General features: G+C 40.0%; 13 protein-coding genes. 9 read left to right on the top strand and 4 right to left on the bottom strand.

What is annotated here, in order from left to right; genetic code table 11:
- Position 1: 1 nt before the first annotated feature.
- The 3 genes from Q1A31_RS00615 to Q1A31_RS00625 all read right to left on the bottom strand — a co-directional run bounded on the left by Q1A31_RS00615 (position 2) and on the right by Q1A31_RS00625 (position 4,794).
- Positions 2–214 (bottom strand): hypothetical protein, encoded by a 213-nt coding sequence (locus Q1A31_RS00615; RefSeq protein ID WP_299870894.1) that lies wholly within the window; start codon positions 212–214, stop codon positions 2–4.
- A 264-nt stretch (positions 215–478) separates the two neighbouring features.
- Positions 479–1,387, bottom strand: a complete 909-nt coding sequence (locus tag Q1A31_RS00620) for a DNA-binding response regulator (RefSeq protein WP_299870895.1) — start codon at positions 1,385–1,387, stop codon at positions 479–481.
- A complete protein-coding gene (locus tag Q1A31_RS00625) occupies positions 1,384–4,794 on the bottom strand; it encodes an ATP-binding protein (RefSeq protein WP_299870897.1) in 3,411 nt (1,136 codons plus the stop codon). The genes Q1A31_RS00620 and Q1A31_RS00625 overlap by 4 nt, the downstream gene beginning before the upstream one ends.
- A 235-nt stretch (positions 4,795–5,029) precedes the next feature.
- Between Q1A31_RS00625 and urtA the strand changes: the two genes are divergently transcribed.
- From urtA to Q1A31_RS00670, 9 genes are all read left to right on the top strand, one after another.
- Entirely contained in the window at positions 5,030–6,292 is a 1,263-nt protein-coding gene (gene urtA, locus Q1A31_RS00630) for an urea ABC transporter substrate-binding protein (protein ID WP_299870899.1), read from the top strand.
- Between the two features lie 129 nt (positions 6,293–6,421).
- On the top strand, positions 6,422–7,345 hold the full coding sequence (urtB, locus tag Q1A31_RS00635) for an urea ABC transporter permease subunit UrtB (protein ID WP_299870901.1): 924 nt from the start codon (positions 6,422–6,424) through the stop codon (positions 7,343–7,345).
- 51 nt (positions 7,346–7,396) lie between these two features.
- Positions 7,397–8,548 (top strand): urea ABC transporter permease subunit UrtC, encoded by a 1,152-nt coding sequence (urtC, locus tag Q1A31_RS00640; RefSeq protein WP_299870904.1) that lies wholly within the window; start codon positions 7,397–7,399, stop codon positions 8,546–8,548.
- A gap of 57 nt (positions 8,549–8,605) precedes the next feature.
- On the top strand, positions 8,606–9,352 hold the full coding sequence (gene urtD, locus Q1A31_RS00645; RefSeq protein ID WP_299870906.1) for an urea ABC transporter ATP-binding protein UrtD: 747 nt from the start codon (positions 8,606–8,608) through the stop codon (positions 9,350–9,352).
- Between the two features lie 54 nt (positions 9,353–9,406).
- Positions 9,407–10,096 carry an urea ABC transporter ATP-binding subunit UrtE gene (gene urtE / locus Q1A31_RS00650; protein ID WP_299870908.1) on the top strand — a complete coding sequence of 230 codons (690 nt, stop codon included), beginning with the start codon at positions 9,407–9,409 and terminating at the stop codon, positions 10,094–10,096.
- A 74-nt stretch (positions 10,097–10,170) separates the two neighbouring features.
- Positions 10,171–11,403, top strand: coding sequence for a formamidase (gene fmdA / locus Q1A31_RS00655; protein WP_299870909.1), 1,233 nt, complete (start codon positions 10,171–10,173; stop codon positions 11,401–11,403).
- Between the two features lie 19 nt (positions 11,404–11,422).
- Positions 11,423–11,776 carry an FmdB family zinc ribbon protein gene (locus Q1A31_RS00660; RefSeq protein ID WP_299870911.1) on the top strand — a complete coding sequence of 118 codons (354 nt, stop codon included), beginning with the start codon at positions 11,423–11,425 and terminating at the stop codon, positions 11,774–11,776.
- A 116-nt stretch (positions 11,777–11,892) separates the two neighbouring features.
- Positions 11,893–12,939: an aliphatic amidase gene (locus tag Q1A31_RS00665; RefSeq protein WP_299870913.1), complete on the top strand. Its 1,047-nt coding sequence runs from the start codon at positions 11,893–11,895 to the stop codon at positions 12,937–12,939.
- The gene (locus Q1A31_RS00670) at positions 12,911–14,044 is read left to right on the top strand and encodes an AAA family ATPase (RefSeq protein WP_299870915.1); all 1,134 of its coding nucleotides are present in this window, start codon (positions 12,911–12,913) and stop codon (positions 14,042–14,044) included. Before Q1A31_RS00665 ends, Q1A31_RS00670 begins: the two co-directional genes overlap by 29 nt.
- A gap of 115 nt (positions 14,045–14,159) precedes the next feature.
- Here Q1A31_RS00670 and Q1A31_RS00675 read toward each other — a convergent pair whose 3' ends face one another.
- Positions 14,160–14,825 (bottom strand): alpha/beta hydrolase, encoded by a 666-nt coding sequence (locus tag Q1A31_RS00675; protein WP_299870917.1) that lies wholly within the window; start codon positions 14,823–14,825, stop codon positions 14,160–14,162.
- Positions 14,826–15,051: the final 226 nt, after the last annotated feature.

The raw sequence follows: 15,051 nt of genomic DNA on the forward strand, positions 1-15,051 counted from the left end.
GTTATTTCTTAACTCGCTGCTTTATCGCTTTAGGTAAACGTTTAATTACGTAAAATCCAGCTGCCATTAGCGACAGGTAAATACTTACTGTGACTACAGCATGAAACATCAAATGCATTACTGAAGCGTTTTCGTGCCCTGAATGAGCAGATGCTGTGACTGAAAAGCCCAGGCTTAAAAACACAGTAATTACTGTTAGAAATAATTTAGTCATAGCATATATCCTCACGCATTTTAAATGGCTCTTAAAAGTTAACGTACTGTTTGCCGAAAATGTCAGCTTTTTATGGTGCAAAATTCAATACACCATGACAGAACGAAATACTCTAAACACCTAATGCAGTTTATATGCCAATGTTGATCTAATAATATTAGCTAATTTGGTAGTTAGATGAGTTATAACGGCGTCACATTTAATCGTTTTGGTGCGATAACTACGGTTTTAGCACCTTCGTGGTGCAAAAATTATTAGATGATATTAATGATGGCTCAAAAAACGTAAACACACGGCTGTCGCCGAGGTTCTGTTTTCTACACCTAATTTTCTAAATATCGGTTCTAGATGCTTATTAACCGTTCTCGGACTCATTGATAATATTTGACCAATTTCTCGATTGGTTTTTCCCCGTACCAACCAAAACAATACTTCTGACTCTCTTTCTGTGACGGAGAAACGCTCGCAAAATAATTCGCGCGTACTGATTTCATCATCATTAGTCAGCCTGAGTAAATATTCACCCGGTGCTGGTCTACCTAGAAAACACACCTGAATCGGTTTATCAAAATCTTTGAGCCACAAGCTTCCATGCTTCTCTGGATTAGAGGATAGCCAAAACCGGATTTGCTCAGACATCAATTCAGAAGTTTCGTCAGTGTTAATACCGGCACTTTCCAATAACTTTTGTGCCGTATTTGTAGCCCATATAATTTTGGCGTTTGCGTCACAGGTAAATGCTAGTTGACCAATCTGATTAAGTGCTTTGTGTGCACTTCGTGTCGATTTTGAATTCCTTAAATGCACTTTGATTCTTGCCAGTAACTCATCGAACTGCACGGGTTTATTGATGTAATCAACACCACCAGCATCTAAGCTTTGGAACAGATAATCTTTATCGCTTAACCCTGTCATAAAGATCACCGGTATATCCGTTAAATCACTATTTTTCTTTAGCTCTTTACAGGCTTCTACGCCATCCATTATCGGCATGATAATGTCCATTAAAATAATGTCGGGCACCATGCGGTTAGCTATTGAAATAGCTTGTTCTCCATTCATTGCTACCAGTACTGTATAACCTTCATTGATCAATGCTTCATTGATCATACCCAGCGCTTCCGCTGAATCATCGGCAACTAATACGATACCTTTTGTTTCTTTTTCAATCACGAATCTAAGCCTTTTTCAGCTAATGAAATAATATTTTCAAATTGACAACGTTTCACAAATTTACGAATACGTTTCACAAGCGCTTGATTACTTTCTAATTTATCCATACGTGTTACTATTTTCTCTATACCTTGTATATACCCTATTTCTGCCATTGAGATAAGTTCATGACAATCACTTTTTTTAATCCCGCTGAATAGAGTTGTTAAGTCTGGCTTAGCTTTAGGCTCTGGTTTTTTGTTTTTAGGCAGTGCTTTCCCTGTTTCATAAGTCCACCTTAAATCCAACACATTGGCGATTTTATCCAGCAGCAAATTATCATTAATCGGTTTGGTTAAATAATCATTGTGCAGTCTCTTATCGGCATCAACATCCTGGTTTTTTGGGTTATTTTCAGGGCTTTCAAAAGCATCAGCAGATACCATAATAATTGGGGTTTTTATGCCTCGTTTACGCAGAGCTTTAACTAATTGCCAACCATTCATGCCTGGCATAGAAATATCGAGCAGAAACAAATCAACGTTTTTATCCTCCAAACTTTCTAAACAGTTATAAGCATCAGAAGCTTCCAAAACGTCAAAATTAAGTGGTGAAAGAATTTCACTGATCAGACCACGATGGGCTGATTCATCATCAACCACCATGATGGTTTTTTTACTACCTTCATAAGACTCTATACGCCTGATAACTTCGGTACGTAAAATAGGCTCTGAAACATTCGGCAGCATGAGGGATAATTGAAAACAACTGCCTTTGCCTTGTTCGCTTTGCAGACTGATTTCACCGCCCATTATTTCGGCAAAAAACTTGCTAATCGTTAGCCCCAAACCCACACCTGGAATTTGTGGAGAATCAAGAGTGCGGATTCTTTCAAAAGGCTGAAAAATAAGTTCTTTATCTTCCGTTCCTATTCCCACCCCGGTATCTGAAATAATAAATTTAGCCACCTGATTGCGATAGATAACCGCAAAGGTCACCCCCCCACTTTGGGTGTATTTTATTGCATTCGAAAGCAGGTTGATGAGTATTTGCCTCAAGCGCTTTTCATCCCCAATGACAACATCGGGGATCTGATTCGCTACGTCATATTCAAACGTTAAATCTTTGGCATCCGCCTGCATTCGAAACATTTCCGCTAAATCATCTACTAGCATTTTTAACGGCAGTTGATCACGTCGCAATTCAATTCGACCTGCTTCAATTCGGGAAATATCCAACATGCCTTCGATCAAATCGTTTAAATGCTCACCACTGCGATGAATCAGAGTAAGCTTGGCTTCCTGATCCTCGAGTAAACGCTGATCTTTTTCTAATAACTGTGTGTAACCCAGTATTGTATTTAAAGGACTTCTTAATTCGTGACTGATACCAATAAGGTATCTACTCTTTGCCAGATTGGCTGAGTCAGCTGTTATCATTGCCTCTTGCAACGCTTGTCCAGTCTTGCCGTGGGCTTTTATCTCTTTACTCAGCAAATGCGTTTGCCGTTGTGATTCTTCAAGTGCAAATTGTCGGCTTTCTGTCGCTAATACAAATAACCAAACTAATACGCCGACTATGATCATTAGCAGAACAAATACATTCATCATCGCAGACGAAATTAAATCATTTGCCTCTATATTTTCATTAGGCACCTGCTGATAAACCAACCAGAAGACCGTTGCAATTAGAGATGAAATCAAACTTAGTAAGAACACAAATTGTAGCATTCTATTATCAATTCTGGCGGCAATATTATGCGGTAACACACTATTGATAAATAATTTCAGTTGATCATTAAAACGTGCACCTACCTTACATTGATCATGGCAGCGGCCATCTAGCGAACAGCATAAAGAACAAATCGCGCCTCCGTATGCTGGGCATGAAGTCATATCTTCTATCTCAAAATCATTTTGGCATACTGTACAGGTCAAGATACTTTTGGATGTGTTTTGAAGGTTTGATGCGCGCGCTATATAGTATTTTCCTTTGGTATATATCGCGATAATAGGTGAAATTATGAATGCAGTAATTAAAGAAATATAAGGCGACAAAGCATGAGCTAATTCACCAAATACTCCAGTATAAGAGACAATACCAGCGACTGAAGCAACTAGCATTGCACCAAAACCTACGGGATTGATATCGTATAAATGCGCTCGCTTAAATTCTATGTGTTTCGGGCTATAACCAAGTGGCTTGTTAATGACTAAATCAGCGACTAAAGCACCTACCCATGCTACTGCTACATTGGCATATACGCCGAGTATATGCTCAAGCGCTTCATATATCCCTAACTCCATCAGTAGCAGAGCTATAGTAACATTGAAAACCAGCCATACAACTCGTCCCGGATGAGTATGAGTTAAACGAGAGAAGAAGTTTGACCAGGCAATAGAACCTGCATAAGCATTTGTTACATTAATTTTTAACTGGCTGATAATAACGAAGATGCCAGTTAGTGCTAAAACCACGTTAGGAGAGTCCGTTAAAAAACTAAACGCAATTAAGTACATTTGAGTTGGATTATCAGCAAGTTCCTCGGGTATTCCGTGGTTTATAGCAAGTACCACCAGAAATGAGCCTGCTAGAATTTTTATTGCTCCTACTAAAATCCATCCTGGTCCAGCTGAGATAAGAGCTAACCACCAACGGCGACTATTCGTCTTATTCTTCTCTGGTAAAAACCGTAAAAAATCAACTTGCTCCCCTATCTGCGCGATAAGCGAGAATATGACGCCTGATGCCGCACCAAAAAAGATCAGATTAAAGCCGGTAGTATTCTGTTGTTGTTCCAAGGTTCCTTTATAGTTTGTCCAATCTTCAACAGCGGACCATTCGTGATAAAGAATAAAAACAAAAGGGAGTATTTGTAATACCAACCAAAGTGGCTGACTCCATAATTGAAAACGACTGATAAAAGTTATTCCGTGAGTCGCTAATGGTATGACCATTAATGAGCTCAGCAGATAAGCAATGCTAAGCGGTATATCGAATAGCATTTCCAGCGCCAGCGACATAATTGCGGCTTCTATGGCAAAGAAAATAAAGGTAAAAGAGGCATAAATTAAGGAGGTTATGGTTGAACCAATATAGCCAAAACCTGCCCCTCTGGTTAGTAAGTCAATGTCGACACCATAGCGCGCTGCATAATAGCTAATTGGCAAACTTGTAAGAAATATAATGAGAGAAACTACCATCACCGCGATCACGGTATTATCAAAACCATAACGTAAAGTGATTGCCCCACCTATGGCTTCTAATGCCAGAAAAGAGATAGCACCCAAAGCCGTATTCGAGACACGTGATACTGACCATAAACGTCCGCTTTTCGCGGTAAAACGTAACGCATAATCCTCCATCGTCTGGTTGGCAGCCAAACGATTGTATTTTCTTCTGAATTTTGAAACACGCTGTTCATTCATACCAATGTCACTCAAACCAAACTATTTAATCAGGATTAACATCCCTATTTAATCCAGTTCGGATCATATAAAGACAGCCTCTAATATCGGTATACAAGTTTCATGCCAAAGGATATGCGTCAAATGACGTAGCTCACTGGTGCGATTGGCGGATTCACAGAAACCCTCTAGATACGGATACTTTCGCTGGACAATGACAGTCAAGCAACTTCCATTTTATTAAAGAGGTAAAAACATGAAGTATTCAGGTTTCTCAAAAAGGCACAATATTTTGCGCCGACAAATATTAAAAGGATTTATGGCATTACCTGCCGCTATTTTCCTATCCACATCTTGTTTTGCAGCAACACCACCAACGTCAGAAGTAAACACTACTGGCTTAGCTATAACGGATGACACAGTAACTGTAGGAATTCTGCATTCACTTACTGGGACTATGGCGATTAGTGAAACAGGTGCTCAAGAAGCTGAAAAACTTGCGATCAAACAAATCAATGATATGGGCGGTATTTTAGGACGCAAAATAGAAGTGATTCAGGAAGATGGAGCAAGTGACTGGCCTACCTTTGCTGAAAAAAGTCGTAAATTATTAGTTCAAGATAAAGTAGCTGCAGTATTTGGCGCCTGGACTTCGGCTTCTCGTAAGGCTGTTTTACCTGTATTTGAAAAAGAAAATGGACTTCTCTACTACCCAACATTCTATGAAGGTTTAGAGCAATCAAAAAATGTTATCTATACAGGTCAGGAAGCGACTCAACAGATTCTTGATGGACTTAACTGGGTAGCAAAAGAAAAGAAAGCAAAAACCTTTTACCTGATTGGTTCTGACTATATCTGGCCAAGAACCTCAATGAAAATTGCACGTAAACACATTGAAAAAGTGTTAGGTGGAAAGGTTGTTGGTGAAGAGTACAAGCCTCTTGGCGATACTCAATTCGGTTCTGTAATCAACAAAATCCGTTTGAAAAAGCCTGACGTTATCTACGCTGCCGTAGTTGGTGGAAGTAATGTTGCATGGTTCAAACAGCTTAAAGCTGCAGGTATCACATCTAAGAAACAAACACTTTTGACCATCTCAGTTACAGAAGATGAAGTATTGGGTATCGGTGGCGAAAATCTGGAAGGTTTCTACTCAATCATGAAGTATTTCCAAAGCCAGGATAACGAAAACAACAAGAAATTTGTTGCTGCGTTTAAGGAAATGTGGGGTGACGATAGTGTAATTGGTGATGTGACTCAGGCTGCTTACTTAGGTCCTTGGTTATGGAAAGTTGCGGTAGAAAGAGCGGGCTCATTTGATGTTGATAAAGTCGTAGCAGAATCTGAAAAAGGCGATATTGAATTAACGACTGCGCCAGAAGGCTATGTGAAGTTACATAAGAACCATCACTTGTGGAGTAAAGCTCGTGTTGGCCAATGGAAGAAAGACGGTCAAGCAGAAGTTGTATACACATCTGAGTTAATTGAACCAGATCCATTCCCAGCTGGTTATCAATAAGCTTTAAGTTGAAACAGAGTAATGTGGGTATATACCCGCATTACTCACTTCTTAGAAAGTCGATAGACCATTTACAAGTAAGCATTATTTGCAACACAAAAAAGTTCTATTTAATACGGAGATTATCAAATGGGCGATTACACATCTAGCGAGTTGGTTTCTATATTCGCAATGCAAGGATTTGCGGGTATTAGTTTATTCAGCGTACTTCTATTAATGGCACTTGGCCTGGCGATTATATTTGGTCAAATGGGCGTTATTAACATGGCTCATGGTGAATTCATGGCTGTTGGCGCATATACGACCTATTTTATGTCTTCACTTACAGAAACTTATTTTCCTAGTTTCATGCCTTATTACTTTATTTTCGCAATCGTGGTCGCCTTCTTTGTTGCAGGAGTTTTAGGCTACTTAGCTGAATTTGCCTTGATACGGCATCTATACAAAAGACCTCTAGATACCCTCCTTGCAACTTGGGGCTTAAGTTTAATTATGCAGCAATCATTTCGTACTCTGTTTGGAGCACGAGAAGTTAGTCCAACCTTACCTGAATGGTTATTAGGTTCTTACCAACCAACAGAGACTATTGATATTCCTTTAAATGGCATGTTTGTTCTAGCTTTAACTGCCATTGTAACTTTAGGTGTTTTCTACTTACTGTACAAATCAAGCTGGGGGTTACGTGTAAGAGCAACTACTCAAAATCGAGTAATGAGTGGTGCAGTCGGTATAAATACTAAAAAAGTAGATAGATATACCTTTGCGTTAGGTTGTGGAATAGCAGGCATCGCAGGAGCAGCTTTTACAACCATAGCTTCAACAGGCCCAACAACCGGCACTTTGTATATCGTTGATACATTTATGGTAGTTGTATTTGGTGGTGCAGCAAGCTTGATCGGCACAATCGTATCGGCCTTTAGCATCGCTCAGGCACAATCAATATTGGAATTCTTTATTAGTGGATCAATGGCAAAGGTATACACCTTATTTGCACTTGTCTTGATCTTAATGTTTAAGCCTGAAGGCTTATTCGCGAGCAAGGTTCGTCGTTAAAACTATTAACTAGTAAACCATAGAAAAACTTATATTTATTCTGGAGATAGTATGAACTTTGTATATGAAAAAATGATGGGAGGCAAAAAAGGTCTCACAGGGTTTCTGATCTTAGCGACTTTGATACTTGTTATCTTCCCTTTATTTTTAGACATTTTTCGTCTTAATTTAGTGGGCAAATACCTTACTTATGCATTCCCTGCAGTCAGCCTTGTTCTTCTTTGGGGTTACGGTGGAATATTAAGCTTAGGACAAGGTGTTTTCTTTGGCTTAGGTGGCTATGGCATGGCCATGTTTTTGAAGCTTGAAGCTTCATCTGTAGAGAACACTAAAATCCAATCTACCCCTGGCATTCCTGACTTTATGGATTGGAACCAGTTAACTTCACTACCTTGGTTTTGGGAGCCTTTCAACAGTCTTACTTTAACCATACTTGCCATTTTGATTTTGCCCGCTGCATTTGCTTATATTATTGGTGCAGCGATGTTTAAACGCCGAGTAGGTGGTGTTTATTTTGCCATCATTACGCAAGTTATTGCTGTGATATTGACAATACTTATTGTTGGTCAGCAAGGATTTACAGGTGGCATTAATGGTATTACAGATTTACGTACTTTAAATGGCTGGGATATCACTACCGATAGCGCTAAATACATATTCTACTTTATAAATGTCGCTTTACTTTTGTCCGTAATCTTAATTTCAAGACTTATCCTCACAAGTAAGTTTGGTAGTTTGCTTTTAGCAATAAGAGATAAGGAAGATCGTGTGCGTTTCTCTGGCTACGACGTTTCCAATTTCAAAATATTCATCTTCTGTTTTTCTGCCTTAATTTCTTCGATTGGCGGCGCGATGTTCACACTTCAAGTGGGCTTCATGTCTCCTTCTTTTGTTGGCATCGTTCCATCGATTGAGATGGTCATCTTTGCCGCAGTTGGCGGCAGAATGTCACTCATAGGTGCAATCTACGGAACTTTATTAATTAACTTCGGCAAGACCGCTTTCTCTGAATCATTCCCTGAACTATGGCTGTTTTTGATGGGTGGCTTATTCATCTCCGTTGTTATGTTCTTCCCGAATGGTTTGGCAGGGCTTTGGGATGACTACGGACACTACATTACCGATAGATTTTCAAAATCTAAAAAAACCAAAGAAGACTCACCCGAAATTGTTAAAAAGAAGTCTGATGAGAGTGCAGCTTAAATCTCATGTGCACCCTGATTGACATTACTTTTTATACATTACTTTCTGGAGTAATAAATGAATTCAAATACTGATTTTACTTTAGCAATAGAAGATCTCACCGTTTCATTTGATGGTTTCAAAGCGGTAGATAGCTTGAATTTTTATCTTGATCAAAATGAGCTCCACGTAGTCATTGGACCCAATGGAGCAGGTAAGACTACGGTTCTAGATTTGATTTGCGGTAAAACCAAATCAACCTCGGGCAGTATTAAGTTCCTAAATGAGGAGCTTACTAAAATGTCTGAACATGAAATTGTAAGGGCGGGGGTTGGACGTAAATTTCAAACACCATCGATTTATGAAAATTTAACAGTCCTGGAAAACCTCGAAATTTCTTACCCTTATGGTCGAACTGTTGCTGGCTCATTGATGTTTAAACGATCCTCCAAAGTTCTTGAAAAGATCAATCAAACAGCCAGTGAAATCATGCTGCAAGATGACTTAGATACTGAAGCTGGATTATTAAGTCATGGCCAAAAGCAATGGCTTGAAATCGGCATGTTACTTATTCAGGACCCTCAATTATTAATGCTCGACGAGCCTGTAGCCGGCATGAGTGTAAAAGAGAGAGAACAAACCGCAGAACTTTTGAACAAAATTAGTAAAGGTCGTTCAGTTCTCGTTATAGAACACGACATGGAGTTTGTTGAGCGTATAGCGCATAAGGTAACCGTTTTACACCAAGGTAAAATACTAGCCGCCGGAAATATGGAAGAAGTACAAAACGATCCAAAAGTTATTGAAGTATATCTTGGTCACTAAGACCTAAATATCTATTAATCAAACAACTATTAACCAAATAACGAAGGTATTCAGATGCTAGACGTCTCAAACTTAAAAGTTAGCTACGGTCAAAGTGAGGTCATACATGGCCTGGATTTCACTGTCCCAAAAAATGAAACATTAGCAATTATGGGCCGCAATGGAATGGGTAAAACTACCCTGTTTAAATCATTGATTGGCATTCTTGATTCCACCGACGGTCAAATTAGTATCGATGGTGTAAATGTTACTAATACAGACAGTTACAAAAGAGTCGAAAACGGTATTGCTTACGTCCCTCAAGGCAGAATGATTTTTCCTTCTTTAACTGTTCAGGAAAATATAGAAACGGGTATGGAAGTCTCGAAATTAAAGAAAATTCCTGATGATATCTATGCCCTATTCCCTGTATTACAAGATATGCGAAAACGTAAAGGTGGAAACCTGTCTGGTGGACAGCAGCAACAATTAGCTATTGCTAGAGCGCTTGTCACAAACCCTAAAGTCTTATTACTAGATGAGCCTACCGAAGGTATTCAGCCTTCCATTATTAAAGATATCGCAAACGTTCTCAATGAAATCAAAAAGATGCGTGATATCACAATTATCGTTTCAGAACAGGTACTTAGTTTCACTATGGCAATCGCAGATCGCATCATCGTTATCGATAAGGGAAATTTTATACACGAGGATCTTAGAGATGAAGTAAACACCGAGCAAATCAAGAAATATTTATCCGTATAAAGCCATTTGGATAGATTTAAACGTTATCAACAATCACAAATTTTCAAACACTGTAATTACAGTAGGAGTTTAAAATGACAGACACAATTATTAAAGTAAACCTAAACGAGTCTGCTTACGATAATGACAAACTTCATAATCGTTGGCATCCAGATATTCCGATGGTCGAAACAGTAAAACCAGGCGATGACTTCATTATCGAATGTATCGACTGGACTGGCGGACAAATAAAAAATGACGATAATGCTGCTGATGTTCGAGATGTCGATTTAACGCAAGTACATTTCCTATCTGGACCTGTCGGTGTTGAAGGTGCAGAACCTGGGGATTTATTGGTTGTAGATATTCTTGATATCGGGACTTTTGATGATAGCCAATGGGGCTTTAACGGTTTCTTCTCGAAACAAAATGGCGGCGGCTTTTTAACAGAGCATTACCCAGACGCACAAAAATCTATCTGGGATTTTAAAGGTATGTTCACCAGCTCACGTCATATTCCAGGCGTAGAATTTGCGGGTCTTATACATCCGGGCTTAATTGGTTGTCTACCATCACAGGAACTACTGGATGAGTGGAATAAGCGTGAATCAGCATTAGTGGCGACAGACCCAGACAGAGTACCACCACTAGCAACACTTCCTTATGTAGATACAGCACACATGGGACGCATGTCAAAAGACGATGCTAAAGAAGCGGCAGCAGAAGCAGCTAGAACCGTACCACCACGTGAACATGGCGGTAACTGTGACATTAAAGATTTATCTCGTGGTTCAAAAGTTTACTTCCCCGTTTATGTAAAAGGCGGCGGACTTTCAGTAGGTGACCTTCATTTCAGTCAGGGTGATGGCGAAATCACATTCTGTGGTGCAATCGAGATGGCGGGCTGGATTCACATGCGTGTAAATCTGGTTAAAAACGGCATGGAAGCTTACGGCATCAAAAACCCTATCTTCAAACCAAGTCCTATCGCACCTAAATACGATGATTATCTAATCTTCGAAGGTATTTCTGTCGATGAAGAAGGCGAGCAGCATTACCTTGATGTGCAGGTTGCTTATAGACAGGCCTGCTTAAACGCTATCGAATACATGAAAAAATTTGGTTACTCCGGCGCACAAGCATACTCACTTCTGGGAACTGCGCCGGTGCAGGGTCATATCAGTGGCGTCGTCGATGTGCCCAATTCCTGTGCCACTCTGTGGTTGCCTACCGATATCTTTGAATTCGACATTAATCCGAATGCAGATGGCCCAACAAAATATCTTGATGGTAGCGTGGATATGCCCATTGCTCCGGATGAAGACTAACAGTTAAAGGAGAATAACAATGCCAGTTTACGATTATAAATGTTCTGAACACGGTTTGTTCTATGAGCTTGCAAGTATGGATGACCATGCAAAGCCAGCTTGTTGTCCTGAGTGTCAAACGTTATCACCACGCGTGATTATCATGTCGCCTGCACTTTTTGAAATGCCTAAAGAGAAAAAGCAAGCGATGGAAAAGAATGAGAAGGCTCAACATGAGCCTCAACATTCAACGGTTGATTCACGCGCAGAAAATGCCGAAATGCTTAAAAGTGGTTGCGGTTGCGAACACAAAAAACGAGCTAGCAATCTTATGTATACGGCTGAAGGTAACAAAATGTTTCCTTCTATGCGACCTTGGATGATCAGCCATTAAAGCAGTAGTCAGAACACAATAATCGATTAGGGCTGGTTGGAATGTGCATACATTTACACAAACTTCCAACCAGCTTTTTCGAGGCTTTTTAATCATATTTATATTGGAGAATACACATGAGACACGGTGACGTTTCCAGCAGTGCAGATACAGTGGGTGTTGCTGTAGTAAATTACAAAATGCCAAGATTACATACTCGTGAAGAAGTGTTAGAGAATGCACACAATATTGCGGAAATGATCAAAGGCATGAAGCAAGGCCTTCCAGGAATGGATTTAGTTATATTTCCTGAATACAGCACCATGGGCATCATGTATGACAAAGACGAAATGATGGCTACAGCGGCCACTATTCCGGGCGATGAAACAGCAATATTCAGTGCCGCATGTAAAGAAGCAAATACATGGGGCGTATTTTCTCTAACAGGAGAAAGACACGAAGATCACCCCAATAAAGCACCATACAACACCTTGGTCTTGATCAATGATCAAGGTGAAATCGTACAGAAATACCGCAAGTGTATCCCTTGGTGTCCTATTGAAGGATGGTATCCAGGCGATACCACGTATGTCAGTGAAGGCCCTAAGGGCATGAAAATAAGCTTAATTATCTGTGATGATGGCAATTATCCAGAGATTTGGCGTGACTGTGCCATGAAAGGCGCAGAATTAATCATTCGATGTCAGGGCTATATGTACCCTGCTAAAGAACAACAAGTGATGATGGCGAAATCTATGGCATGGGCAAATAATAGTTACGTTGCCGTTGCTAACGCGACTGGTTTTGATGGTGTTTATTCATACTTTGGGCACTCAGCACTTATTGGTTTTGACGGAAGAACATTAGGTGAATGTGGCGAAGAAGATATGGGTGTTCAATACGCTCAGTTATCAGTTAGCCAGATTCGCGATGCTCGTGCAAATGACCAATCTCAAAACCACCTCTTCAAATTATTACATCGCGGTTATACCGGTGTTTACAACTCTGGCGATGGCGACAAAGGCATTGCTGATTGCCCATTTGATTTTTACCGAAGCTGGGTCTTGGATGCCGAGAAAACTCGAGAAGATGTGGAAGCACTGACCCGTAAAACCATCGGTGTTGCAGAATGCCCTGTTGGTGATTTGCCCGTTGATGGCAAAGAAAAAACAGCCGGCGAATAACGCTTACGTTACTAAGATATTCAAGCAAAAAACTGAGTCGATCATGCCATTCATAAACGAAAGATTGTCAGCAAATCAGACCAGTATCGATAAAGCCAGATATGAAAAGCCTACTACGGATAATACTGTAGCCCGACAATCACGCTTTCATTTCAACCCTGAAGACGTTATGAATGCTCTACGGACAAACATCATCGGTCAAGATGATGTTTTGTCCTCAGTAGAGGAAATGTTATATCTGGTGAAAGCAGACTTCGGTATAAAACATCGTCCATTGGCGGTTAACCTATTTCTTGGTCCCACAGGTGTCGGCAAAACTGAAACCGTCAAAATCATTGCAAAAAGTATCTTGGGCAGTACCGACAACTTTTGTCGAATAGATATGAATACGCTCGCTCAAGAGCATTATGCCGCCTCATTAACGGGCGCTCCTCCGGGTTATGTTGGCAGTAAAGAAGGACATTCTTTATTTGATAGCGATGCTATCAAAGGTAGCTTTAGCAAACCGGGTATTGTGTTATTCGATGAGATTGAAAAAGCCAGTACAGAGGTAATTCGCGCGCTATTGAATGTGCTTGATACCGGTCATCTCGTGTTGTCATCCGGCACCCATGAGATTGATTTTAGTAACGCCCTAATTTTCATGACCAGCAATATTGGCGTTAAAGAATTAAATGCGCATCGCGCCGCACAAAACAAAGGGATAAAAAAGTGGTTTGGGAGCAATGCCATCGATGAAAAAAGCCATCTTAAGCAAGCCTTGCAGAAAAAATTTGATCCTGAGTTTTTAAACAGAATCGATCGAATTTTATCGTATGATTATTTAAGCGATGAGTTTCTAGATAAGATACTGGATGTAGAACTGGAAACACTAAACCTACGACTAAAAGCCAAAAATGCCACACTGGAATTAGATGAAACAGCAAGACAGCAACTATACACTTACTACGATGAAGAGTATGGCGCACGCAATCTCGCACAACATATCAGAGTTAAACTGGAGCCGTTAGTGGCGAGAGAAATACTCAAAGATGATAAATCAACACAATTCATCATCGAATATATAGATGACAATTTTAGTATTTCGCCGAATAACAACACTTGATCACTTATCTAAGATAAGTAAATCAAGGTTCTATTCAATGAAAAAGACACCCCCCTACTTTGGGGCACTTTTTTAACCGTTATTCTTTTTCTCAGATAGAAAAAAACCACTTCGTTTATTTCAGCGTCTTTTGTAACCAGGCAGAAATATCGTTAATTTCTTCCATATTCACCGAATGCTCCATTTGATAGGAGTGTGCTTCAACATCAAAACCTTTCGCTTCTAATTGCGGCACATAATCTTGCCAGCTAGCGAATGGAATAACAGGATCTTGTTGACCGTGAGCAGCAAAAATTGCCATGCCTTTTTGAACATTTGGCATTGCATCAAGCAAGTTGTCGGCAAACGGAATGTAAGTAGAAAGCGCCATGATTCCACCCAGTTTCTTTGGATAACGCAAACCAGTGTGAAGTGCTATTACGCCACCTTGTGAGAAGCCGGCTAGTAGAATTTTTTCTGAAGGCGTGCCGCTTTCGATCTCATCATCAATCATTTTATTGATCCATGTGACCGTGGTTAAAATATCATCTTCATTGGCATTTTTACTTCTGTCTAATGACAGCAAGTCATACCACGCTGGCATCGACATGCCATTATTCAATGTCACAGGTCGTGATGGCGCGTGTGGGAAAATAAATTTAACCTTTAGTGAAGCCGGTAAACGTAACTCCGGAATCACTGGCACAAAATCATTTCCGTCCGCGCCTAAGCCGTGCATCCAGATGACTGTGAACTCAGTGTCTTCTGCGGTTTTTACGATTTCTGCGGGTAACTTTTCCATGGCATTTACATTCTCTATACTAATTAAATATCCCCAAAATAATAGAAAAGAGCCTAAAAGTAGGGGGGTGACTTTATTAATCAATGCGCTTCTCACTTAAGTTAAAAACACGCGCGGCATGATAACAAAATCTAGCACTGTTGACAGCCTTAAGGAGATCCTGATCATGTCCAATTATTTTAAGCTTGCTAAAAGAGCCGATATTTTCCACGAAGATCGCTACAAG

This window comes from uncultured Cocleimonas sp. (assembly GCF_947495625.1).
GTDB lineage: Bacteria > Pseudomonadota > Gammaproteobacteria > Thiotrichales > Thiotrichaceae > Cocleimonas.

Coding starts and splice junctions, on each gene's coding strand:
- Q1A31_RS00625 (WP_299870897.1), bottom strand. CDS start 4,794: ATGAATGAACAGCGTGTTTCAAAATTCAGAAGAAAATACAATCGTTTG.
- Q1A31_RS00660 (WP_299870911.1), top strand. CDS start 11,423: ATGCCAGTTTACGATTATAAATGTTCTGAACACGGTTTGTTCTATGAG.
- urtC (WP_299870904.1), top strand. CDS start 7,397: ATGAACTTTGTATATGAAAAAATGATGGGAGGCAAAAAAGGTCTCACA.
- urtD (WP_299870906.1), top strand. CDS start 8,606: ATGAATTCAAATACTGATTTTACTTTAGCAATAGAAGATCTCACCGTT.
- urtB (WP_299870901.1), top strand. CDS start 6,422: ATGGGCGATTACACATCTAGCGAGTTGGTTTCTATATTCGCAATGCAA.
- Q1A31_RS00665 (WP_299870913.1), top strand. CDS start 11,893: ATGAGACACGGTGACGTTTCCAGCAGTGCAGATACAGTGGGTGTTGCT.
- urtA (WP_299870899.1), top strand. CDS start 5,030: ATGAAGTATTCAGGTTTCTCAAAAAGGCACAATATTTTGCGCCGACAA.
- Q1A31_RS00670 (WP_299870915.1), top strand. CDS start 12,911: ATGGCAAAGAAAAAACAGCCGGCGAATAACGCTTACGTTACTAAGATA.
- Q1A31_RS00675 (WP_299870917.1), bottom strand. CDS start 14,825: ATGGAAAAGTTACCCGCAGAAATCGTAAAAACCGCAGAAGACACTGAG.
- urtE (WP_299870908.1), top strand. CDS start 9,407: ATGCTAGACGTCTCAAACTTAAAAGTTAGCTACGGTCAAAGTGAGGTC.
- fmdA (WP_299870909.1), top strand. CDS start 10,171: ATGACAGACACAATTATTAAAGTAAACCTAAACGAGTCTGCTTACGAT.
- Q1A31_RS00615 (WP_299870894.1), bottom strand. CDS start 214: ATGACTAAATTATTTCTAACAGTAATTACTGTGTTTTTAAGCCTGGGC.